Origin of the sequence: Zobellia barbeyronii, assembly GCF_018603515.1 — a bacterium.
Lineage (GTDB): Bacteria > Bacteroidota > Bacteroidia > Flavobacteriales > Flavobacteriaceae > Zobellia > Zobellia barbeyronii.
In genome coordinates this window covers 307,698-331,932 of the sequence record NZ_JACATN010000006.1, presented here as the reverse complement: position 1 = coordinate 331,932, position 24,235 = coordinate 307,698, and the positions used below count along the sequence as shown (strand labels likewise).

Annotated in this window: 23 protein-coding genes and 1 riboswitch; of the genes, 17 read left to right on the top strand and 6 right to left on the bottom strand. The window is 37.1% G+C overall.

The features are described from left to right. From HW347_RS18820 to thiH, 7 genes are all read left to right on the top strand, one after another. Positions 1-1,756, top strand: a 1,756-nt coding sequence (locus HW347_RS18820; protein ID WP_214613276.1) for an OmpA family protein, incomplete at its 5' end; no start/stop codon positions are given. 212 nt (positions 1,757-1,968) lie between these two features. Next, a riboswitch (TPP riboswitch) is annotated at positions 1,969-2,064 on the top strand. Between the two features lie 114 nt (positions 2,065-2,178). Then, a complete protein-coding gene (thiS, locus tag HW347_RS18815; protein ID WP_214613275.1) occupies positions 2,179-2,382 on the top strand; it encodes a sulfur carrier protein ThiS in 204 nt (67 codons plus the stop codon). Between the two features lie 101 nt (positions 2,383-2,483). Beyond that, positions 2,484-4,343 carry a phosphomethylpyrimidine synthase ThiC gene (gene thiC / locus HW347_RS18810; RefSeq protein ID WP_214613274.1) on the top strand — a complete coding sequence of 620 codons (1,860 nt, stop codon included), beginning with the start codon at positions 2,484-2,486 and terminating at the stop codon, positions 4,341-4,343. 151 nt (positions 4,344-4,494) lie between these two features. Then, positions 4,495-5,088, top strand: a complete 594-nt coding sequence (locus HW347_RS18805) for a thiamine phosphate synthase (protein WP_214613273.1) — start codon at positions 4,495-4,497, stop codon at positions 5,086-5,088. A 2-nt stretch (positions 5,089-5,090) separates the two neighbouring features. Continuing rightward, on the top strand, positions 5,091-5,744 hold the full coding sequence (thiE, locus tag HW347_RS18800) for a thiamine phosphate synthase (RefSeq protein ID WP_225901985.1): 654 nt from the start codon (positions 5,091-5,093) through the stop codon (positions 5,742-5,744). A gap of 2 nt (positions 5,745-5,746) precedes the next feature. Continuing rightward, positions 5,747-6,517 carry a thiazole synthase gene (locus HW347_RS18795; RefSeq protein WP_214613272.1) on the top strand — a complete coding sequence of 257 codons (771 nt, stop codon included), beginning with the start codon at positions 5,747-5,749 and terminating at the stop codon, positions 6,515-6,517. Positions 6,518-6,527: 10 nt separating this feature from the next. Further along, a complete protein-coding gene (thiH, locus tag HW347_RS18790) occupies positions 6,528-7,634 on the top strand; it encodes a 2-iminoacetate synthase ThiH (protein WP_214613271.1) in 1,107 nt (368 codons plus the stop codon). Between the two features lie 17 nt (positions 7,635-7,651). Here thiH and HW347_RS18785 read toward each other — a convergent pair whose 3' ends face one another. Continuing rightward, the gene (locus HW347_RS18785) at positions 7,652-8,437 is read right to left on the bottom strand and encodes an RluA family pseudouridine synthase (protein ID WP_214613270.1); all 786 of its coding nucleotides are present in this window, start codon (positions 8,435-8,437) and stop codon (positions 7,652-7,654) included. Positions 8,438-8,595: 158 nt separating this feature from the next. Next, a complete protein-coding gene (locus HW347_RS18780; protein ID WP_214613269.1) occupies positions 8,596-9,663 on the bottom strand; it encodes a hypothetical protein in 1,068 nt (355 codons plus the stop codon). Positions 9,664-10,204: 541 nt separating this feature from the next. On the opposite strand from HW347_RS18780, the gene HW347_RS18775 reads away from it, so the two are divergent. Then, complete coding sequence (locus HW347_RS18775) at positions 10,205-11,434, top strand: glycosyltransferase (protein WP_214613268.1); 1,230 nt, start codon at positions 10,205-10,207, stop codon at positions 11,432-11,434. Positions 11,435-11,488: 54 nt separating this feature from the next. Here the strand turns inward: HW347_RS18775 and HW347_RS18770 are convergent, their stop codons facing one another. Next, positions 11,489-12,253 carry a YoaK family protein gene (locus HW347_RS18770; protein ID WP_214613267.1) on the bottom strand — a complete coding sequence of 255 codons (765 nt, stop codon included), beginning with the start codon at positions 12,251-12,253 and terminating at the stop codon, positions 11,489-11,491. Between the two features lie 371 nt (positions 12,254-12,624). Between HW347_RS18770 and HW347_RS18765 the strand changes: the two genes are divergently transcribed. From HW347_RS18765 to HW347_RS18725, 9 genes are all read left to right on the top strand, one after another. Then, positions 12,625-13,920, top strand: a complete 1,296-nt coding sequence (locus HW347_RS18765) for an integrin alpha (RefSeq protein ID WP_214613266.1) — start codon at positions 12,625-12,627, stop codon at positions 13,918-13,920. 473 nt (positions 13,921-14,393) lie between these two features. Further along, entirely contained in the window at positions 14,394-15,248 is an 855-nt protein-coding gene (locus HW347_RS18760) for an alpha/beta fold hydrolase (RefSeq protein ID WP_214613265.1), read from the top strand. Further along, positions 15,248-15,982 carry an SDR family NAD(P)-dependent oxidoreductase gene (locus HW347_RS18755; protein ID WP_214613264.1) on the top strand — a complete coding sequence of 245 codons (735 nt, stop codon included), beginning with the start codon at positions 15,248-15,250 and terminating at the stop codon, positions 15,980-15,982. The genes HW347_RS18760 and HW347_RS18755 overlap by 1 nt, the downstream gene beginning before the upstream one ends. Positions 15,983-16,019: 37 nt before the next feature. Next, the gene (locus HW347_RS18750) at positions 16,020-16,706 is read left to right on the top strand and encodes a hotdog family protein (protein WP_214613263.1); all 687 of its coding nucleotides are present in this window, start codon (positions 16,020-16,022) and stop codon (positions 16,704-16,706) included. Next, entirely contained in the window at positions 16,690-17,250 is a 561-nt protein-coding gene (locus tag HW347_RS18745; protein ID WP_214613262.1) for a hypothetical protein, read from the top strand. The genes HW347_RS18750 and HW347_RS18745 overlap by 17 nt, the downstream gene beginning before the upstream one ends. 12 nt (positions 17,251-17,262) lie before the next feature. Further along, positions 17,263-17,523 (top strand): acyl carrier protein, encoded by a 261-nt coding sequence (locus HW347_RS18740; RefSeq protein ID WP_155596945.1) that lies wholly within the window; start codon positions 17,263-17,265, stop codon positions 17,521-17,523. 47 nt (positions 17,524-17,570) lie between these two features. Then, on the top strand, positions 17,571-18,905 hold the full coding sequence (locus HW347_RS18735) for a beta-ketoacyl-[acyl-carrier-protein] synthase family protein (protein WP_214613261.1): 1,335 nt from the start codon (positions 17,571-17,573) through the stop codon (positions 18,903-18,905). A 3-nt stretch (positions 18,906-18,908) separates the two neighbouring features. Beyond that, entirely contained in the window at positions 18,909-19,715 is an 807-nt protein-coding gene (locus HW347_RS18730; RefSeq protein ID WP_214613260.1) for an enoyl-ACP reductase FabI, read from the top strand. Beyond that, positions 19,708-20,109 carry a holo-ACP synthase gene (locus HW347_RS18725; RefSeq protein ID WP_214613259.1) on the top strand — a complete coding sequence of 134 codons (402 nt, stop codon included), beginning with the start codon at positions 19,708-19,710 and terminating at the stop codon, positions 20,107-20,109. The genes HW347_RS18730 and HW347_RS18725 overlap by 8 nt, the downstream gene beginning before the upstream one ends. A 269-nt stretch (positions 20,110-20,378) precedes the next feature. On the opposite strand, the gene HW347_RS18720 is transcribed toward HW347_RS18725, so the two are convergent. From HW347_RS18720 to HW347_RS18710, 3 genes are read right to left on the bottom strand one after another with little or no spacing between them, the layout of a single operon-like run. Beyond that, entirely contained in the window at positions 20,379-20,822 is a 444-nt protein-coding gene (locus tag HW347_RS18720; RefSeq protein WP_225901984.1) for a DUF1572 family protein, read from the bottom strand. Between the two features lie 56 nt (positions 20,823-20,878). Then, positions 20,879-22,495, bottom strand: a complete 1,617-nt coding sequence (locus HW347_RS18715) for a M28 family metallopeptidase (RefSeq protein WP_225901983.1) — start codon at positions 22,493-22,495, stop codon at positions 20,879-20,881. 39 nt (positions 22,496-22,534) lie between these two features. Further along, positions 22,535-23,998 (bottom strand): alpha/beta hydrolase-fold protein, encoded by a 1,464-nt coding sequence (locus HW347_RS18710; RefSeq protein WP_214613258.1) that lies wholly within the window; start codon positions 23,996-23,998, stop codon positions 22,535-22,537. Positions 23,999-24,235: the final 237 nt, after the last annotated feature.

Below are 24,235 nucleotides of genomic sequence, written 5' to 3'. Positions count from 1 at the left end.
GGGTAACGCGAACTATTTGAACGCGAACTACCAAGAGGCGTCCAATTGGTACGGGCAACTGTTCCAGTTGGGGATAACGGATATCGACCCGGAATACATGTACCGGTACGCCCAGACGTTAAAATCGCTGGAAAAGTACGATGCATCTGACGTTTGGATGAACAAGTTCAAGACGGCAAGGTCCAACGACCAGCGGGCCCTGGCCTTCGGCAACAACGAGGACTACCTGGAACAGATCGAGGAACGCTCGGGGAGGTACGAACTGAAGAACCTGGGACTGAACTCCAAGGTATCGGATTTTGCGCCCTCTTTCTACGGGAAGGACCTGGTCTTTTCCACGGCAAGGGACAGCGGACTGGTATCCAAGAACATCCACAGATGGAACAACGGCGCCTTTCTGAACCTGTACAAGGCTACCGGGGACGACCAGGGCAATTTCACGGAACTGGACAAGCTGGACCGGAAACTGAACAAGAAGACCCATGAATCCTCCACGGCCTTTACCAAGGACGGAAAGACGATGTACTTCACGAGGAACAACTCCAACAACGGAAAGTTCTCCAGGGACGAGGAAGGGATAAGCAGACTAAAAATATATCGCGCCGATCTAATTGATGAAGAGTGGGGCAATATCGTAGAACTTCCCTTTAACGGGGACAGCTACTCGGTGGCACATCCTACCTTGAACAATGATGAGACAAAGCTATATTTCGCCTCGGATATGCCGGGAACGGCAGGGGAGTCGGATATCTTTTCGGTAGAGATAAACGAGGACGGTACTTTCGGTGCACCCCAGAACCTGGGCCCACAGATCAATACGGAGGCGAGGGAGACCTTTCCCTTCGTAACGGCATCGGACATATTATATTTCTCGTCTGACGGACATCCCGGACTGGGAGGTCTCGATGTATTCGGAACGGATTTGAAGAACGATAGCGGCAAGGTACTTAACGTAGGAAGACCGTTGAACGGGGAAGAGGACGACTTTTCATATATCGTGAACGAGGGAACGAAGAAGGGCTTTTTCGCCTCGAACCGAAAAGGGGGACAGGGAAACGACGATATCTACAGTTTTGTAGAAAAGGAACCATTGGACTTTACCTGCCATACGAACATTACCGGGGTGGTGAAGGACAAGAAGACGGGAGCCTTGCTTGCCAACGCGACCATCAAGGTATACGATACGAAGAAGAACCTGATAGCGAGCTCGGAAACGGACGCCAACGGTGCGTTCGCCATGGAAGGGAACTGTGAGGACGGAAACTACAAAGTGGTGGCCACGAAAACGGACTACGACGAAGGCGACAAGATATTCGCCACGGTGAACGCGAAGGACGCCACGGGCATAGAAGTGGTATTGGCACAAACGGACAAGTCGGCACCTATCGGGACCGACTTGGCGAAGTACCTGAACATCGAACCGATCTATTTCGATTTCGACAAGCACTTTATCCGTGAAGATGCCCGTATCAGTTTGAACAAGGTATTGGCGTATCTTAACGAATATCCCAATGTGAAGATACAGGTAGGATCGCATACGGATTCAAGGGCCAACGATAACTATAACCTACGTCTGTCTGCAAACAGGGCGAAGTCCACGGCAGCGTACTTGGTGGAACAGGGAATCGATGAAGGCCGCATTTCTTTTGAAGGCTTTGGCGAAACGCAGCTGACGAACGATTGTAGCAACGGGGTACCATGTACCAAAGAGCAACATCAGATGAACAGACGTTCGGAATTCATCGTCGTGAAATAGAGCGGCATAAACAAATAAAGAAACAAACCATTAACTACATAGTAAAAAGGGAAGGAGCAATGCTCCTTCCCTTTTTATTTGTGCCATAAAATCACTCTCAGGTAAGGATAGAATGGAGATAGTCACATTTTTAGTTTATCGACATAACTCCTAAAAAACAAACTTCTTCAGTTTTTTCATTTTTATAACAGTTTCATTCTATACATTTGTAGGGTAAGCTTTAGGGGTGTTCCGAAATAAGGAACTGAGACATACCCTTTGAACCTGATGCGGTTAGTACCGCCGAAGGGAAAAGTTGAATAACACCTCGCAATGGGTGTTTACAACCTTTTCATTAGAATATTCCGTTTTTTTCTATAGGAATGTTTTCTTTTCAAAGACCTTTTCTAGACTTCTATTCTTACAGCATAAATCTATACTGTATGATAACTATTCACATGAACCAAAAGCGGTTAGAGGTCAACTCTAATACTACCATTCATCAATTTTTACAACAAATTGATTCTTCTTTAAATGGTGTGGCCGTCGCTATAAACGAACAGGTTGTTTCAAAAAATAATTGGCAAACCCAGGAGTTGAAAGACCAGGATAAGGTATTGGTTATTCAGGCCGCTCAAGGCGGATAATTGGAATACAGTTTTAGCGCAAAGCGAAAAATCAATTGAATTTAGAAAACTATATATAAACGAGTAAAAGCAATTAGCTTGAAGCTCCTAGCCACAGAAAAATGAAAAGTAAAGACACTGCACCAAAACAAGATCATATTACGAGACAACCGTTTCCGAATTCAAAAAAAATCTATGTGAGCGGAAAAATTCACCCAGAGCTTAAGGTGGCTATGCGGGAAATTGAGTTGAGCGATACTAAAGATTCTTTAACAGGAAAGTTGAAACCAAACGAATCTGTTACGGTTTACGATACTTCAGGACCATATACGGATCCAGAAAAAAAGATAGATGTACATAATGGTATTGAAAGAATAAAGGAGCAGTGGATTGTTGGGCGAGGAGATGTAGAGGAATTGGATAGTTATTCTTCGGAATATTGTAATGAACGTTTAAACGATGCTAGTTTAGATCACATGCGTTTTACACTCCTAAAAAAACCATTACGTGCTAAAAAAGGAAAGAACGTTACGCAGTTACATTATGCCAAACAGGGTATGATTACCCCTGAAATGGAATACATTGCCATTCGTGAAAACCAACGAATAGATGAAATGACGGAGATTACCAAGCAGCATAAAGGCGAGCATTTTGGTGCAGCAATTCCAGATAAAATTACACCAGAATTTGTTCGTGAAGAAGTGGCTCGTGGGCGAGCAGTAATTCCGTCTAACATTAATCACCCAGAAGCAGAACCCATGATTTTGGGTCGTAATTTCTTAGTGAAAATTAATGCCAATATTGGTAATTCAGCTACTACATCTTCTATAGAGGAAGAAGTAGAAAAAGCAGTTTGGGCCTGTCGTTGGGGAGCTGATAATATAATGGATCTTTCAACCGGTCAAAATATTCACGAAACACGAGAATGGATTATTCGTAATTCTCCAGTTCCCGTTGGTACTGTGCCTATTTACCAAGCATTGGAAAAAGTTAACGGTGTTGCCGAAGACCTTACTTGGGAGATTTTTAGAGATACATTAATCGAGCAGGCGGAACAAGGTGTGGATTATTTTACGATTCATGCAGGCGTTCTGTTACGTTATGTGCCTATGACGGCTAAGCGCGTTACGGGCATTGTTTCTCGTGGTGGTTCTATCATGGCAAAATGGTGTTTGGCACATCATAAAGAAAGTTTCTTGTATACTCATTTTGAAGATATTTGTGAAATTCTTAAGCAGTACGATGTTGCGTTTTCATTAGGCGATGGTCTACGACCAGGTTCTGTTGCAGATGCCAATGACGAAGCTCAGTTTGCGGAATTGGAAACTTTAGGAGAATTAACAAAGATTGCAAGAAAGCATGAAGTACAATGTTTTATTGAAGGTCCTGGTCACGTGCCCATGCACATGATTAAGGAGAATATGGAAAGACAAATTGAGGTTTGTGATGAGGCTCCATTTTACACTTTAGGTCCTTTAACTACTGATATTGCACCGGGTTATGATCATATAACTTCTGGTATTGGTGCGGCTATGATTGGTTGGTTTGGTTGTGCCATGTTGTGTTATGTAACTCCTAAAGAGCATTTAGGTTTACCGAATAAAGATGATGTACGAACTGGAGTAGTTACCTATAAATTGGCGGCACATGCGGCGGATTTAGCAAAAGGGCATCCAGGTGCACAGCATAGGGATAACGCATTGAGCAAAGCTCGATTTGAATTCCGTTGGGAAGATCAGTTTAACCTTGGTCTAGACCCGGAATTGGCTCGTGAGTATCATGATGAGACTTTACCTGCAGATGGTGCTAAAATAGCCCACTTCTGTTCTATGTGTGGACCTAAATTTTGTTCTATGAAAATATCTCAAGAAGTGCGTGATTTTGCGGCTGCTAATGATATTGTAAATAATGAGGTAATACAAAAAGGAATGGATGAAAAGTCGAAAGAATTTAAAGATAAGGGGTCAGAAGTGTATTTGTAGTTCATAGTTGTTAGGTGATCTTACTTCTATCACTTTCTACAATTTGGAGGCGGGAACCTGCTTTACACTTTATCTTTTATAGCTTTACAAAAAGTAACTAAAAAAGATGTTACTAGAATCAGGGCTAAATATTGAAAAATAGATTTAAAGTATGATTGTATTAATAGCACCAGAAGAAGATGTAATAAATGAAATAGACATACTTAATCGCCTGTTTGAGGAAGGGTTGGAATATTATCATTTAAGAAAACCTAATAAGGATTACCAACAGTATTGCGACTATTTAAATTTAATAGAAGAGAAGTATCATAATAAGATAGTGGTGCACCATCATCATGAGTTGGTAAATACCTTTAATTTAAAAGGTATTCATTTTCAGGAACAGAAAAGGCGGGATAATATAGACAATCCAGGTCAATATTTTTTAAACCTTAGTATGTATGGAAAAACCATTAGTTCTTCTTTTCATGAACCAGAAGAGTTAGAAGCTTGCGGTTTTGAATTTGATTACCATTTATTGAGTCCGGTATTTTCATCTATTTCAAAGAAGGGATATGAGGGTAGGGGATTTAATGTAAACCATATTGATAAAAGAATTATTGGTATGGGTGGTGTAACCAAAAACAACTTGTCAGAAATTCAAAAATTAGGATTTCAAGGTGTAGGAGTTTTAGGAGGAATCTGGAATAGTAAGACGCCTATAGATGATTTTAAGGCGATGCAAGAATTTTATAGAAACACATGATTATGATTATACCAAAACTACATTATATTTCTCAAGGAAAGACGCCTGAAGAGCATTTAGAAAACATTCAGAAAGCCTGTACATCGGGAGCTGAATTGGTACAATTGCGCTTAAAAAACGTAAAGAAAAGTGTGGTGTTAAAGACTGCCGAAAAGGCAAGAGAAATTACGGGGCATTTTCAGACACGATTAATTATTAATGACCATTATCAAATTGCCAAAGAAGTAAAGGCAGATGGTGTGCACCTGGGTAAAACTGATGCCGACCCAGCAGTTGCCCGTAAGTTTTTGGGTGATTACTATATCATTGGAGGTACGGCAAATACTTTGGATGACTGCTTGGCTTTAGTTAAAAAAGGAGTAAACTATATTGGTTTAGGCCCTTTTCGGTTTACTACTACAAAAGAAAATTTGAGTCCAATTATTCCACTTATAGGCTATCAAAGTATTGTGGAGGAATTAAAATCAGATACGCCCATTATCGCCATTGGCGGAATTACCATAGATGATGTGCTGGAAATTTTAAAAACAGGTGTTTACGGAATTGCAGCATCAGGTGAAATAACTAAGGATTTTAATAAAATAAATGCGTTTCATAAACTCTTGAAAGCGTCTTCTACCAACGAACAACCTTGGGATAGGGAAACAAATTTTTAGATATGACAGATGCACTTCAAATAGCAGATAAAACCTTTACCTCAAGGTTATTTACCGGTACGGGCAAGTTTTCGAGTTCGGAAAAAATGAGGGAAGCTATTCTGGCTTCGGAAAGTGAATTGGTTACCGTTGCGCTCAAAAGGGTAGAGGTAGACAATAAGTCTGATGATATGCTCAAGAGCCTGAATGCTGAACAAATCAACTTATTACCAAATACTTCTGGGGTGAGAACTGCTAAGGAAGCTGTTTTTGCAGCACAATTGGCACGTGAGGCTTTAGAAACCAATTGGATGAAATTGGAGATTCACCCAGACCCAAGGTATCTTTTACCTGACCCTATAGAAACTTTAAAAGCAGCTGAAGAATTAGTGAAATTAGGTTTTGTGGTGATGCCTTATATCCATGCTGACCCTGTTTTGTGCAAGCGATTGGAAGATGTGGGTGTACAATGTGTAATGCCTTTGGGTGCGCCTATTGGCAGTAACAAAGGAATAAAAACAGATGATTTTCTTAAGATTATTATTGAACAAAGTAACGTTCCGGTAATTGTAGATGCAGGTATAGGAGCACCATCTCATGCGGCATATGCCATGGAACTTGGTGCAGATGCTGTTTTGGTGAATACAGCCATAGCAGTTTCCCAAAGTCCGGTTGAAATGGCAATTGCCTTTAAAATGGCGGTCGAAGCTGGCCGAATGGCGTACCGAGCAAAATTGGCTCCTATGAAAGAAGTAGCTGAAGCTAGTAGTCCACTTACCTCATTTTTGAATTAAAATAGACCTTATGTCCTTTAGAGAAACATTTGATGCACATGATTGGAATACTCTTGAGCAAGAAATTTATGCGGTTACCGAGGCAGAAGTGGCAGCAGTTCTAAAGAAAGATAAAATTTCGTTAGATGATTTTAAAACACTGATTTCTCCTGCCGCCAAACCTTTTCTAGAAGAAATGGCACAGCGGAGTCATGGGCTGACCAAGAAGCGTTTTGGTAACACCATACAGATGTATCTGCCCATGTACTTGTCTAACGAATGCCAGAACATTTGTACGTATTGCGGGTTTAGTATGACCAATAAAATTCCTCGGAAAACTTTGAGTGATGCGGAGATTTTAAAAGAGGTTGCGCATATAAAGGCATTGGGTTATGACCATATTTTATTGGTAACGGGTGAAGCCAACAGAAAAGTAGGTGTAGCGTATATCAAACATGCTATTGAGTTAATAAAAACACATTTCTCAAATATTAGTATGGAGGTGCAGCCCATGGATCAAGAAGAATATGAAGAGTTGATGGAGGCTGGGCTGTATGCTGTTTTGGTATATCAAGAAACGTATCATGAAGCTACTTATAAAGTACATCACCCTAAAGGTAAAAAGTCGAATTTCCATTACCGATTAGATACCCCAGACCGATTAGGAAAGGCTGGAATTCATAAAATAGGAATAGGTGCTTTGTTCGGATTAGAAGACTGGCGTGTAGATAGTTTTTATACGGCTTTACATTTAAGATACTTGCAAAAGACCTATTGGAAAACCAAGTACAGTATTTCATTTCCAAGGTTGAGACCGCATCAAGGTGATGTGCAGCCCAAAGTTGAAATGACTGATTCTGATTTGGTTCAGTTGATTTGTGCATATCGACTTTTAGATGAAGATGTAGAACTCTCCATGTCCACAAGGGAGAGTGAAACGTTTCGGAACAATATTATAAAACTGGGAATTACATCTATCAGTGCGGAATCTAAAACCAATCCGGGAGGTTATACAGCGGAACCAGAATCTCTAGAGCAATTCGAAATTTCCGATGAACGCTCTACGGCGGAAATCAGTGAAATGATAAAGAAACAGGGCTATGAGCCTGTTTTTAAAGATTGGGAAATTTTTGCTTAATCACGGGGTGATACAGGTTAAATAGAACCAAATATTTTGGTAAACCGTTCCGGTAAATCATCTTTTATACTGATTTTCTCTTCTGTAAAAGGGTGGATGAATTCTAGGGAATAGGCATGAAGGTAAAGGCCTTTTCCCTTCAAAATAAAACCTTCTCTACCGTAGGTTTGATCCCCAAGAATAGGGTTGCTTATGGAAGCTAGATGTTTTCGTAGCTGATGGCGTCTTCCAGTTTTCGGGTCAAGTTTTACCAGATTGAGAGTTGCGTATTTTTCGGAAGCAACGGACTGGATAACCTCAAAATGACTCTCGGCAATCTTATTATCTATGGGAGTGGTGATTTTTCCGTGCGGAGGCATTTCTCCAATAGTTACCGCATAGTATACTTTTTGAACTTTTTTGTCCTGAAAAAGTTGATTGAGTTTACGAATGGCACTCCCTGTTTTTCCTGTTAATAAAACGCCCGTTGTAGCATAATCCAGCCTATGAACGGGTTGTGGTTTAGTAGTATCAATTAGTGCACTTGGTTTTAAGTTTTGAGGTAGAGCATCGGCCATAGTTTTAAAGCTATTACCACTAACAAGAATACCAGCAGGTTTGTGTAGTATAGCAAGATGTTCGTCTTCAAATAGGACATTCAAAGGGAAAATCAACTTTTTGCTAGAGTCCGTTTCGTTTGGAATTGATAATGTAATTCTTTCGCCACCAATTATATAGGTGGCTGTCGTAGCAATTGCACCGTCTACTTCTACATATTTTTTTTTGAGAACTTTCTTTAATGCCGACTTGGTAGGTACACTCATGAAAATCCCCACACCATATTCCTGAAGTCGGATTGGAGATGAAAGTGATGGAACGATATGATTTTCGGCAGCTATTTTTTTTAATGGATAGGTGAAATGTAAAATTAACTAATTTCAGCTTTAATCAATATCCTTTTAAGAAAGCGTACTAGGTTTGACTAAAAGATGTTAGACCAATCTAGCTCATGTAAATCGGAATATCCCCATTCACCAAATCGTCCAAAAGGAACTACTTCGTTTTCTTTGAGTCTAGCAATACTTTCAAGAGTGCTAGGTTCTGTAATAAGTTCTAATGGGTAGCACATGGGCACAAAAAGTTCTTGTGCAAATTCTAACCCCTCTATAGTGGGCGCCAATTCTTGAACTCTTTTTCTTATTTTTTCAACAGGTATCTGACCGTGCTTATCACTTCTTAATTGAGCGAGTAGAAAATCATTTTTTATTGAAAAAACGCGGAGAATATCAGAATTGAAATCACAATCATACACCACTTGGTTTTCTTTGAAACCGGTTTTATACTTGAAGAAGTAAAAGTATGCGCTTGCGAAGTCAGTATTGTGGTTATGTTTTAATCCGCAAAGGTCAAGCAAATAATGAAACGGTATAGTTGAAATTAATTTTTCATATTTAATGATGTAATCATTGGTATGAACTTCTTTTTTCTCAATATCTATTTTCTGAATATTGCTGTAATTTAATACTTCAGGATTTAGCTTATTAATAGCATACTTAAAAATTGATTTGCCGTTTACATAGCCTATTCTTGTATTACCGCTTTTTGATATGTAGTGTCTTTTAATTTTATCCTGAACTTGACTGAAAGGTTTAGAAAGCATTGAATCTCCCCATTGTTTCAACCCTAGACATAATCTCTGATCAATACCTTGATTAGATAGCATGAATGATGCTAGTGAGCCCTCCTCTATAGAGTGATCTTTATAATTAAAATTAGTCAGTTCGGAAAAGCTGACTGAAATAGGATCTTGTTTTGGAACATCATCGAATAAATCTGAATTGTAAAGCTCAGATTCTTCAACAGGGAAAATTGGTAGGGGACTAAAACGGGTTCCCTCGTGTTCTATTGAAAAGATTGGTGTAGAATTCTCATTTCTAAGTATCAGAATATCTTCGTGATTGTTTGTTTTAAGTAATTTGTGATAGGCAATTAAGGAAGCATAACCATAACCTAATAAACAATTTTTAACGTGCACCGTTTTTGTACTCATGAAAAGGGACTTTTTAGTCATTTAAAGCAATTTTTTTTCACTTTAAATATAAAGGCATGTTTTAAAGAGTTTCCATCTCTTGAGATTGATGACGAAGATAAAGCCTTTGTTAAAAAATAAAAGACTTAGTTAAAAATAATCGATTAAAATCAAATTATATCGACCGAATAATGTTATGTGAAAGTTTTTAAGACGTAATATGAAGGTGTTCAACACGTTTATTATATACAAGTAACTTTGATTTTAGGGAATTTATGCATTTTTAAGGATCTTTGAGGTTAGGATTTATTGTTTTATAAAATCCTATTTTTGTAGGATAATCGTAGTACATTGTAGTATTTCAAAAACGTTTAAAACCAAACCACTAATAGTCTTAAGTCATAGTTGTTCAACAATCCTCTTTTCTAAAGTAGGAGTAAGGGTTCAGCTACAATCTAATTATAATAATGCTTAAACCTTTCCTTACCAGTAAGGAGACAACCATGAAAGTTATTTTTATAATGGTAAAATTAGACGATGGTCTATTCTTTAATTAATTAAAATGAAGAGAGTATTATTAAGTGCATATGCTTGCTCGCCATATAAGGGTTCTGAATATTGTGTTGGCTGGTCATGGGCTGTAGGCTTAGCCTCGAAAGGTTTTGAAGTATGGTGTATTACGAATACAGAGGATCATGAAGATTGTGAAAAAGAGAAGCAAGAACTAAAGTTGGATAACCTTCATTTTATACCTATAAAATTTCCTTTTGTTGCAGATAAATACTGGCTTAATAATTCAAAAAAAGTAATTTATGCGCATTACTTTTTGTGGAAAAAGAAGGCTTCAAATGTAGCGGTATCTTTACATGAAAAATATAATTTTGATATTGCCCATCACGTTAGTTATGGCAGTTTTCAGCAAGGTAGCAGCTTATATAAATTAGATGATTGCAAAATTATATTTGGTCCAGTAGGTGGTGGACAGATGTCATTACCCATTTTTAAACCTTATTTTGGCTCTTCATGGGGTACCGAGATAATTAGAAAATATATGTCTGAATTTCTTATGAAGTACAATACTTCTTTGAATGAAACTTTAAAAAAAGCGGATGTTATTTTAACGGTTAATGAAGAAACAAAAACACTACTTAAAACTTCAAAATATTACAAGGAAGGACACGACTTTAGCGTCAGCGACTCAGCACTGCCAAAACAATTTGAGGGAAATCAATTTAATGCTAAGGAGCCTACAGAGGAATTTAGAATATTGTGGGTAGGCAGATTAATACCTCGTAGAGGTCTGGAATTGTCACTTAAGGCATTATCTTTTTTACCAGAGTACGTTAATTTTAAGCTCATTATTGTTGGAGATGGAGAACAGGGAGGGAAAGTACAAGGTTGGATAAAGAAATATAAACTAGATCCTTCAAAAATTCAACATTTAGGTTGGATTCCTTATTCCCAAGTTCACGAAGAATATGAAAATGCTGATGTAATGCTTTTTTGCCCTTTAAGGGATACGGCAGGTCTCCAGGCAACTGAAGCGATGGGATTTGGTTTACCTATTATAACAATGAATATAAGTGGAATGAGAACTATTGTGACCGAAGATTGTGGTATAAAAATAACACCTACTACTACAGATGGCACAGCCGAAGATATTGCAAATGCTATTGAACATATGTATTCTAACCCAGATTTTAGAAAAAAAGCATCAGAACAAGCATATAAAAGAGCTATGGCAAATACATGGGAAAATAAGATAGACGCGGTAACGGCTCAGTTTTATTAAAAATTAATCTATTAGATTACTCAGAAAACATCGTATTCTTTTAGGCTCATTAAATCACCTGCGAAATGCATGCTTATGTTTTCCACTTTTTTTTTGATTATACTTTCTTTTTACTTTTATGAGACGATATCTAATGTCATCATAAAACAAACTAATTAGAAGAATAACAGCAGCTATTATAAGAGTGTTCAGCTTTAAATCAGCTCTAGAATAGAGAAACCCGCCCATTAATCCTCCTCCAAAAAAGAAAAGAATAATAGAGATGCGTAACTGAATAGTGGATTTTAGTTTTTTTCTGTTCGGGTGTAATTTGGGGAAGAACAACTGGGAAAGTTCTATGCCTAAATCGGTAAAAAGGCCTGTTAGGTGGGTAGTTCTAACTACGGCATTAGAAATTTTTGTAACATAGGAGTTCTGAAGTCCCATGGCAAAAAGTAACATACAGGCAATAGCGTCCGGATATTCCATTTCCATAACATTGCTCAATAGGGCTATGGAAACTAAAATCAGACATTCAATTATTGTGGGTAGAACAAAAACGTTTAATTTTTTATTCGCTCGAAACTTTTCTATCAGGAAACTGGATAAAAAAGAACCAAAAAGAAAAGAGAAAATATAGAGAAAATATATGGTTCCTTTCCAGAACTTAAAATTAGCCACATCATAAATAAACAGCGCAAAATGCCCAGTGACATTGGTAGTCAGTTGTTCAATTGATAAAAACCCTGTTACATTAACGATTCCTGCTACAAAAGACAAAACTGTAGCAATCTGCAGATTATGTTTTAGTGTTCTGCTTTTACCTTGATGTCTGAACATTCACTCTTCATTTACCTTATTGCATAGTACAAAGGTCACATTTTTTTTAAGCTATACACAGGAATGCGTATTTTTTATTGAGACGAGGTAAAGTGTAGTAAAAATTTTCAATTTAAAAGAATTACAAAGTTTGACTGAATCAATGTTTAGGTAATAGTAATAACTCTTGAACTAAATTATTTTCTTTATTCCAAATACTATTAAGAGAGTAAATTTTTAGAGGAACTAATATTCCATTTGTCTTCTTTGATAAATTAGAGATGTTTTAATTATATTTTTTTCAATATATTATCTCACCTTATTTGAGGTTTTTATTTTAAAATTAAACTATTGTGATAAATACCAGTCAAAGGAGCAAGCAAAATATTCTTATGAAAAATCTAGCATTCCTTTTGATTATTCTAGTCCTTATAAGTTGTAGTAATGACGACAACTCAAACCAAATTACGGAGACAACGGAAACAACAGAAACTTTACAATATCAACCGGAAGGCTTTATAACTTTAAATGAGGGCTCAGGAGGGTTGGTTGCCAATTTAGAAGGAGGAGATAGGTTTGGAAGAGATCATAATAAAATAGGTGATGTTAATGGTGATGGAGTAATAGACTTTGTAGTAGGTGCACGCTCTGATGATGACGGGGCAATAGATGCTGGGGCCGTGTATATCTTATTCATGAATAGCGATGGAACTGTACAATCCAATCAAAAAATATCGATGTTGGAAGGAGGTTTTACAGACACTCTAAATGACGGAATTTTTTTTGGTTACGGTGTAGCAGGTATTGGAGATTATGATAATGATGATATTCCTGATATAGCTGTATCAGCGCCAGTTGCTCCTAACAATTCACTATACATTATTCATTTAAATATAGATGGGACGGTCAAGGATTTTGTTAAAAATGAAAATATTATTGCTAATGGCTTATCGGCTATTGGAGATTTAAACGGAGATGATAGAATAGATTTGGTTGCCTGCGTTCCGGGTTCTGATGACGGTGGAACTAATCGCGGAGCCATAGATATTTTGTTTTTGAATAGTTCATCTCAAGTTATCTATTCTGACAAAGTAACAATTAGCTCTACACAAGGTGGTTTTGGAACTGGCCTAGAAAATGAAGATCAATTTGGAGGAAGGGAAGTTGCTATGCTTGGCGATTTGGATAATGATGGGAACAAGGAGTTGGCTGTAGGTGCATTTATGTCCAATGGAGGAAAAGGTGCTATTTGGATACTCTCTTTGGACAACACCACGTATAATGTGGTAGCCAAAACTAAAATAACTGAAAACTTAAACGGTTTTGAAGATGAGCTAACTACAGATATCAATCCTAATGGTACGTTTGGTGCTAATTTTGGGCATGCCATGTGCGCGCCTGGAGATATTAACGGAGATGGAATACCTGATTTAATTACTGGAGCAAACCAACAAAATGAAGGTTGGGGATATGTAGTTTATCTAAATGCGGACAGGACCGTAAAAGCCTACGATAGAATAAATAATGCGGAAGGTGGTTTTGATTTAAATTTGGAACTAGAAGAACGTTTTTCCCGTTCCATTTCTTTTGGGGGAGACCTAAAAGGCGATGGTTCCATGGCTATAAATTTTGGGGGTGGAGCTGGAGGAACAGGAACGTTATACACATTGTTTCTTAGACCTCAATAACTATCGCTTAATTTACTTTATACTTCTCTGTCCTTAATTAGAATCTATTGTTTTGCTTGTTTACAGCTTATTTATTTATTAAATAGGCTCGGTTAGCATTAAAGTTACCTCTTCTACAACTATTTCTTTTGACAAACATATTACTCTGTAGAAATTAGTTGTCTCATAGGTGCTTTACTAAAATATAATTGAATTTTCTTCAAATTATAACGTATTATAAAATTGCATAGTTTTCTTCAAAAAGATTGAATTTTTGCGCTTTCGGTAGATTTTATAATCGGTATTAAGAAACTAATATTTCGATAATATTTAGTTGGTGTTGATGTAATTTTAAAGAAAATTTTGCCTAAAATTACTATAGAATTGTTTGAGGTCAATGATATTAAAATTGATTAGGAACTCTCTATAGTTTTGCTAAATTTGTGAAGGTATGTGACTAAGCAGGTATCCCCAAACAGACTAAATCACAAGTAATGAAGTCAGCCCAAATCCCCAAACTTGTTGGGCGATTGATTAATCTTATTGTTCGTGTTTCGCCTAAACTTGGGGCACGTATGGCGTTGTATCTTTTTAGATATCCACAGGCAGGAAAAATCAAAAGTAAACATGCAGAGCTTCTAAAAGATGCAGAAACCAAAACTCTGTATCTGAATAAATCAAAGATTCAAACCTACCGATGGAAAGGTGAGGGGAAAAGAGTACTCTTAATGCACGGTTGGCAATCTAATTCGGCCAGATGGACTCCCTTATTGCCTGGACTTCAAGAAAAATCTTATGATGTTATAAGTATGGATGCTCCAGCCCATGGTGCTTCAGGAGGTCGTTTCTTTGATGCTTATCAATATGCTTTAACGTTAGATGTAGTAGTAAAATATTTTAACCCGGAAGTAATCATAGCACATTCGGTTGGAGGATTAGCGGCACTCTATTATAAATCTCATTTTGAAAGTAATGGGATTAAAAAAATAATTTCTCTGGGTGCTCCTGACAGGCTAATAGATTTAACAACAGTTTTTATTAAACTGTTGGGATTTAGCGAGCAGACCATAAAAGCCTACGATAGGGAATTCACTAAGTTTTTTGAGAACGATCAGGATTATTACAACGCCGCAGATTTTGTAAAGAAAATTGATATCCCGGGGGCCGTTATTCATGATAGGAATGATAAGTTGAACCTGTATAGGGATGGGGTGAATATTGCAGAGAATTGGAAGGACTCCACGTTTTATACTACCTCAAGATTGGGGCACTCCTTGCAATCAGAGGAAGTCTATAATATTATCATGAAGGAGTTAGAAAAAACAAAGGAAGCAAAAATAATAACTTAATGGAGAAGAAGAAAGTTTTGGTAACGGGCGCTAGTAGGGGAATAGGCAAGGCAATAGCTTTTGCTCTTTCTGAGCAGTACAGTCTTATCCTTCATGCCAGCAAACCAGAATCTTTGGAGAGCCTTTTAAAGGAATTAGATGGCGAGCATGAAGTGCTGTGTGCGGATTTCTCAGAAATTAATGCTGTAAAGGAATTTTGTAGTGCACTAAAAAAGATGGCTGGAAAATCGTTTTACGGTGTTGTGAATAATGCGGGTGTTGCTTTAGATAAACCTTTAATGTACCAGTCCTTAAATGATATAGATAAGATGCTTAACATTAATGTAAAAGCACCATTGCTTATATCTAAAACAGCTCTAAAATTATTTATAGGTAATAAAGAGGGAGTTATTATAAACATGGGTTCTTGTGTTGGCGAAACCGGTAATGCCTTCCAAGTGGTTTATTCCATGACCAAAGCGGCCATGGTAACTATGACCAAGTCAATTGCTAAAGAAGTTTCTTTGATAGATAAAAGCCTTAACATTAGAGCGGTAACCGTATCACCAGGTTTTATAGATACGGATATGACCAAAAGTCTATCAGACGATGTAAAAGAAAAGTATCTAGAAATGATACCTTCTTCTTATTTTGGTGATCCAAATGAAGTTGCCAATGTTGTGAAATTTGCATTATCGGCGGAAGCGAAATATATAAACGGAACTAATATAGCCGTAAACGGTGGCATTGTCTAGGCTCAAGTTAAAACCAACTTAAATCTAATTTTAAATTATGAAATTAACCGAATGGCCTACAGATATTATTTTCTTAGATAAAGAAGATATCCATTTAATTTCTACCAAAGCGCATCCATGGCAAATAGCTCAAGGTCTTAAGAATAATACTCCGGATAAGGGAGACTGGTTTTCTTTACCGCAACCTTATATGCAATGTTTTCATGAGGTTGAGCTCAACTATATTAAAGGAGGAGGCAAGTATGGAAAAGGATATGCTAAGGCCAGTTATACTATCTCTGATAACGACCCATGGTTTTGGTGTCATTTTTTAGGAGACCCAGTTATGCCAGGAGCTCAAGGGCAGGATGGCTTTGCTCAGCTTGGTGGTATGTGGGCTGCAGGTTCTTGTGAAATTACAGGTCGCGGAAGAGCATTAAGTGGTGCTTTTGAGTATTATGGACAAGTGCTCCCCACGGCTAAAAAAATAATTTTTCACTTGGATGTAAAGAGATTTTTGAAAAAGAAAAAATTAATCTTCTTTGATGGATATATGTCCGTAGACGAACCTGATAACAGGGTTTATGAATTTGGCGAACACAAAGTAGGCTTTTTTACAAGAGAAGAATTGGGTATACCTAGCGGTTTGGCCTCTGAATATTATAAACCCGAATGGGACAAAGTGAAATCTAACACCGAATCGTGGATAAACGATGCTCGTAAATTTTATGGAGAAAACAAATAACTTAACTAGTTTGGTAGGGCTTTCCCCCCACGAAGTACTTCCGCATGGGCCTTCAAAAGTATATATAGATGAATTTTTATGGCACAAACCGGGAGTAGGAGTAGTGGCTGTTTATACTGCACGGGAGAAAGATACTCATGATCATTTTGGTGTTTTTAGAGGAGTAGATCAAATAGAGGCTTTTGGACAGGCAAGTGTAGTAGCTGGTAATGCTTTCATTTCTTGTGTAAAGAAAGGAATTACCTTTTCTGAGCTCTATGAAAATTACAATTTTGTCTTTCTTACGATGGGCTCGGCCATATGTAAATCATTTATTAAGCTTGGAGATACAGCTATAATTCATGCTCATTTTGACGATTATAAGTTTCGTCAGATGATTTCTAGCGGTAAAGTATATAAGGCATCTAAAGGTTTTGATTTAGAAAAGTATTACCAAGATTATACGGAAGAGCAATTTAGGAATGATGAAGTTCCGGAGGAGTACATGGAAGTTTCGGAATTTAATGGGTTAACCGGTAGAGGAATAAAGAATAATTTAATTTAAATAGATAGTAGAATGACAAGAGAAGAAATACTTAAAGGACTTATTGAAATTTTAGAGAATACACCACAGGTTGATTCTAGTAAGTTGAAAAATGTAACCGAGAAAACAGATTTTATTACAGATTTAGAGGTGCCTTCAACTGAATTGATAAATGTTATTGCTAAAGCGGAAAGTAAATTTGATGTTGAGTTTGATGATGATGATATAGATGATTTAGGATCGTCGGTTTCAGGAACTATCGATTTGATAGAGGCTGCTTTTAAAAACCAGTAGACATCTATCTGTAAGATTCACTAATCAAACTAAATCCCATTTTTAAAATGAATAAAGTCGCTATTGTAGGTATGGATGGTGTGTTCCCTCATTGTAAGGACATGCAAGAATTTGAAGAAAAACTTTTTAGCAACCAATCACTTATTCGAAATTGGGATTTAGTAGCTTCTTACGATAAAAAAATACGAACCAAAGTTGCCGGTTATGCTACGCCAGAGGAAACTGGATTCCAAAAATTCTCTAATGGTTTGCCAGATGAATATCCTATGGACTTAGAGGATATAAGTGGGCAGATACCCAACGTTAATTTAGCGACTAGTGATTTGGGTAGTGCATGGGCTATGAAAGCTAGTCTTGGAGCTATTAAAGATGCAGGTTGGACTAAAGAAGAAATAGAGTCCGAGGAAACCGGAGTTGTAATTGGTACAGGTTCGGGAGGTCAAGAAGGAACCCGTAAAGTCTGGAATTTATTTTTTGAACACGGTAAAAAAACAAGAGCTTTAGGTTCTAGTAATGTGTCTAGGTCTATGATTTATAGAGATGCAGCCAATGTATCTTGTCTTATTAAAAACAAAGGAGTTTGTGAGGCTATTGGTTCTGCCTGTGCTACAGGGCTAGGTAGTATTGGTTATGCATATCGCTTAATAGCTTTTGGTCTTCAGGATAGGGTTATTGCCGGAGGTACGGAAGGTACAGCCTTAGAAACCTTAATTGGTTTTGATGCTATGCAGGTTTTAAGTACCAAGTTTAGTCCAGAAGAGAGCTCTAGGCCTTATGATAAGGACAGAAATGGTTTTGTGTGTTCATTTGGTTGCGGTATTGTAGCTTTAGAAAATTACGACCAGGCCAAGGCAAGGGGAGCAAATATTCTAGGAGTAATAGATGGATATTTTAATAATTCTGATGGTGATGGTGATATGTTTGCACCTTCTTTTGATGGTCAACAAAGACTATGGACAGGCTTAAAAAAACAAACGTATATTAATCCAGATGTGGTTAAAGCCCATGGAACATCAACAGCTACCGGAGATGTAGTGGAACTTTTTAGTATTGCGGCACAATTGGGTAAGGATGGTTACCACGTAAGTGCACCAAAATCTCAATTTGGTCATATGTTAGGCGCTGCAGGAGCAGTGGAGGTAATCGTTTCTTTGTTAATGTTGAAGAAACAAATGGTTTCTCCATGTCTAAATAGTGATAATTTAAAGACGGAGCTTGAGTCGTTTCAAACAAAAGATGATTGGCAAGGTCCAAAAGAACCATTGGCTGCCTATCGTAATTTACTTCCTCAATTGGCACTAGCCAAACCCATCAATCAAATTGTATGTTTAAACTATGGTTTTGGTGGTACGAATAGCGCTATGGCCATTTCAAAAGATTAAAGTATGATTGATAACACAGGAAAAAATGCCTTACTATTCGGGGTTCGTAATGACAGTAGTATTGTTTGGGCTATCGCATTAAAGCTAATTGAGAGTAACTGTAAAGTTGCCTTGAGCGTAGATCATGACAATGTAGCCGTGGTGCAAACCATGGTCAAAGATTTACCAATTGAAGTATTTGCGTGCGATATTAGAAAGGATGACGAGGTAAAAGAGCTGTTTGATGCAATTGGTCAGAAATGGCAGCAAATAGATTATATGTTGCATGGTGTGGCTTATGGCAATCATAAAGTAATGTGTACATCTCCTCCAGGAGTAAAAGAAGCTCCGCCGGAATTTATAGATATTCCTTTTGATGATTTTATGGATTCTTTTAATATCAGTGCATTTTCATTAATGAGAATCTGTAAGATGGGTAGGTCCTTATTAACAGAGCAAGCTTCTATTTTAACATTGACTTACCACGCTAGTCAAAAAGTATTTCCTGGGTATGCAGGTATGGCAATAAGTAAAGCTGCTTTGGAGAACATGGTGAAATACTTAGCTTTTTACTTTGGAAAATCGGCCATACGGGTGAATGCTCTTTCTGCAGGTCTTGTAATGACGACTTCTGCAGGTGGTATAAAAGGGGTTAGAAAGCTTCGGAAAATGACTCGGAATTCAGCGCCGTTAGGTAATATTACTTCTGAAGATGTAGCAAACGGTGCACTCTATTATTTTTCGGATTTATCAAAAGGTAATACGGGAAACCTCCATTATATAGATGGGGGATTGAACGTAATGGCAGTAGCTACGAATCAGAATGAATAAACCCGATGTAAAGAAAATATTTGGGGAGAGCCCGGATTATAAAATTGGGAACGACCTGGTGTTTTTACCAGATTTCTATGCTATGCTCAATGATGCCTTTATCAATAGAGTTTACACCGAAGTTGAAAAGGAGTATGCGAATCAATTTAAAACTCCTTCGTTGCGGTTTGCTTCAACATTCTCAGTTAAGGAAGCTATTTATAAAGCGGTGAAGCAAGTTTATCCCAATGAGACCTTAGCCTTTAATAAAATTGAAATTACAAGGGATAGGGCAGCGGGAAAACCTAGTTGTAGAATTTTGTATTCGCACTTACAGCATTTAGAGATATCAATAAGTATTACCCATGATGGCGATTATGTGTGGACTATGGCGCTTTTGAAAAGTCGGAAATAGTAGTTGAGTTATCGCTATAATCAGTAAGTTTAGATTTACGAACTATTTTGCGACGGATGTAAAATGCTTTTTAATTAAAACAGACAGTCCAGTAGGATAATACGTTTTAGCTCTTTCTGAGGTTTACCACATATTATATTTATCACTCTAAAATAGAGTGAATTATAAGTGATTATTTAGAAATTAATAGAAAATGTATTCCTTTGGGCAAGGTTAAAAAATGAAGCGCTGCTACAGATAATCCAATTTACCGCTTTTCATTTTTTCTATTAATGTTCTAAAAGTCTTCTATGATAGTTTATCTGTCCAAGATGGTAAGTTAAATGGGAGTGTAAATGAATGAGTGTGAAATCAGTTTTTGTTTCATTTTTCCAAATAAGTGCAGGATAATTTCCATTTAGCTGATCATCGCTAAGCATACTAATTCCTTTAGTTACTATAGAAATTGTTTCGTCTATTTCTTTGTAAAGTATAGTCCTATCCACATTTTTCCCAGAAAACTCAAAATCTCTTCTACGGATGTAGTCATCTAGGGCCAATGCATTACCAATAAATGTTTTTAAGTTGCCTATGATATGAAGACATAGATTTCCGCCAGAATTTTTAATCGAATTTTCAACCTTCCATAAAGTAGTATCATCACTGTACAGGGCAATTTCATTCTTCAAGGTATTTAAATCTCTGGTAAATAACTCTATTAAGGTTTCTTTCAAAATTTTATTTTTCAGGATTAGTATGGCGCATTCAATACGGGTTGTGTTAGTTTCAATTACTTTATAACCGCTCTAAACTCGCTACCAGCGTAATATTTTGGAAAATAATCTTCATTAGCCAATTTTGAACCTACCTCAAAAAATAACTGTAAATCAAACTGAACACCACTTAAATCACTCGTTGCAGCATCGTATTCATCAGACGGTTGATGATATATATGCATAAGGTAGTTTTCTTTGATTTTCTTTACCTCCTCAATACTGGTGTCAAATCCTTCATAGGAACCACTTGCATAGAGGGCAGGAATACCAATTTTCGCAAAATTAAAATGATCCGATCTAAAGAAATATCCTTTATCAGCATCAGGATCTTGAATAATATAACGGTCTTGTTTTAGCGCAGCTGCTTCTGCATATTCATCCATTTCTGATTGTCCGTAACCAGTAATGGTTAGGTCTTTCATTTTTCCGGGACTATTTAGTGCATCAATATTAATATTGGCAACTGTTTTTTTAGGGTCAAAAATGGGGTTCTCAGCATAAAAGGCAGAACCCAGCAAACCTTGCTCTTCTCCGGTAAGGGCTATAAAAGCGATGGAACGTTTTGTAGGTGTACTTTTCTTGAAAGCTTCGGCAATAGCCAATAGAGCTGCAGTACCAGATGCATTATCTATAGCACCATTGTAAATAGAGTCTCCATCAATGGCTTTACCAATACCAAAGTGATCCCAATGTGCGGAATAGATAATAACTTCATCCTTCCTTTCTGTACCCGGTATTAGGGCAACTACATTTTTAGAAACATCTTTTTTAATTTTGTTCTGAATGGCGACGGAAACATTTAAATCTAGCGAAGTAGCTTTAAATCCTTTAATTCTTGCAAGGGTTTTATAATCCTCACCTTTCATGATAGAAGCATCAAAAATTTTTTGCGCACTCTCATTACTTATCCAAGACTCAACATCAAGAAGGGGCAAGTTACTTTCAATAATTAATTTAGCTCCGCTCCATCCAGATTCTATTACGTTCCAACCATAAGAAGCAGGCTCGGTATCGTGAATTATTATTAATCCGCTAGCTCCTTGTCTTGCAGCCTCTTCGTATTTGTAGGTCCAACGGCCATAGTACGTCATTTCATTACCTTTAAACAAGGTGGAATCTCCAGACTGAAAACCAGGGTCATTAATTAGGACCACTGCAGTTTTACCTTTCCAATCAACGCCTTCATAATCATTCCAATTATATTCTGGAGCAACAATGCCATAACCTGCAAAAACAAGTTCTGAGTTGTCCAGACTTACATCTGTTTTCACTTTACTAGTTACGGCAACAAAATCTTTTAAAACGTCCAAATTAAAACTTCCATCTTTTCCGGAAACAACCATCTTTTCTGAAGGTGTACCTGTAATTTCAACCATGGGGACCTCTTGGAAAAAGCTATCCCCATTTCCGGGAAGGACGCCTATTTTTTCGAACTCATCTTTTAAATAGTTTACCGTTTTAACCTCACCTTCAGTAAACGGTTTTCTTCCAAGAAATTCATCTGATGCTAGACGCTCAATATGTTTGGCAATAGTGGTTTGGTCAACTTCAGCCAACTCTTCAGTAGTTTTGTTGTTGCTTTTGCAACTTAAAAATAAGACAACCACCAAAAGCATTAAGTAATTCTTCATAATTGATATTTTAAATAGGTAGACCCTTGTAGGCATGCTTTATTTCTTTTTGTTTAACCAGGTGTTATAGTTTTTTTCTAAAAAATCAACTCCATCTTTCTTATAATCTTCTGTAAATAAAGTAAAATGGTCTCCAGGAAAATAGTCAAATTTAATATTTGCATTTAATGATTTCATTTCTTTTTCTAAAAGTTCAACAGAACGGTTCAAGAATATATTATCGCTAGTACCGACTGATATTCTAATCTTACCACCTAAATCTTTCTTAAGGTCTGTCCAATTTTCTCTTAGTATAATAGAGAGGTCGTATCTTTTCCAGAGCGGGAGGGCATTTTTATTTATTTCACCAGTAGATGAGTTAACTAGCCTAATTCTATTGCCAGCTTCATCGTATCCTCCAAAAACGGCGTCAAAAGAATGAATCTGTGAACCTCTGTAAAGAACATGTTCAGTTCTATAAAAGTCTTTCGTGCTAATTACAGGAATACGGCCAGCTATCGTAAATACAGGTAAGGGAGTACCTTTTTCGCTATAAAAGATATTATTGGATTCATAAATATTTACGTTTTGATAATTTCTAAAATCTACTTGGTCTGGTGCACTTGCCCAAGCTCCCGCAAATGTTTTTGGGTAGTTTACTTGTAGCCAAAGAGTAGTCCAGCCTCCGCTACTGTGCCCATGTAATAAAAAGGCACCATTGGTTCTATATTTTTGGTTTAGGGCAGGAATAAATTCCTTTACTAGTGCATCTCCCCAAGGTCCATTAACATCGCTATTTGCATATGTGGAATGACCTTCTGGACAATTGCCATCTAAATAAATTACAATGGCTGGTTGCTCGCCCAGCCGCCCCAAAAAACCATTATGTCCAGAATGTAATTTGTAATTGGCTCCAAAACCAAAAATAGAAAAGATAACAGGGTAATCTTTATCAGGTTGATTATAGTATTCTTCAGGTAAGCTCACCGCTGCATTTACTAAAACATCTTTTTTATGAAACTTGCTTAAGAGTTCTGATTTTACACTCAACTCTTTCAAAAATTCGGTTTCATTGAATTTTATGGCTTCAATAACCTTATTTGCTTCAATCTTGAAGACCTTGTCAAAATCTTTGTTTAGGTTTATTTGTGTTGATTCAGAGTAAATATTACCAGAACTTGAGCCAATATTAGCATCCCCAAGATTCATGTCAAACACAGCTTGTACATAATATTTTCCTCTCTCAATATTGGATAGTTCTACAGGATATGATATAGCGTCATCATTGAAAATCACAATTTCATTAGCTTTTAAATCTTCAACTGCAACCCTGTAGACAGGAGTCAATTCAAGGCCAACAAATATGTCTTTGGGTGATTTTTTTTCCTTTGAAAGATAGAGTAGAACATTTCCCGAAAAGTCTTCTCCCATTAAGCTTGAATCATAGCTAACCTCAAATATTTGAGCATTTACATTGAAACCAAGTATTATGAATAGAATACTTGAAATATACATTTTTCCCATATGAATATTTTTATGAATACTAAGTGTTGAGGGAAGTTTGATGGCTGTAATTTGCGAAACAGAACAATACAGCACCATCTAAAGATAGTATTTTTATGTGTAATCTTCGTTTAGAAAGTCCGCAAGTAATAAGTACTCAGGTTTCTTCAGCACTTAGTTTATATTCGTGAGAGGAGCAGGAAAGTTTATCGTACAACAAATTTGTATGTAGATAAATCGTTTAGAGAATCTGAAGGT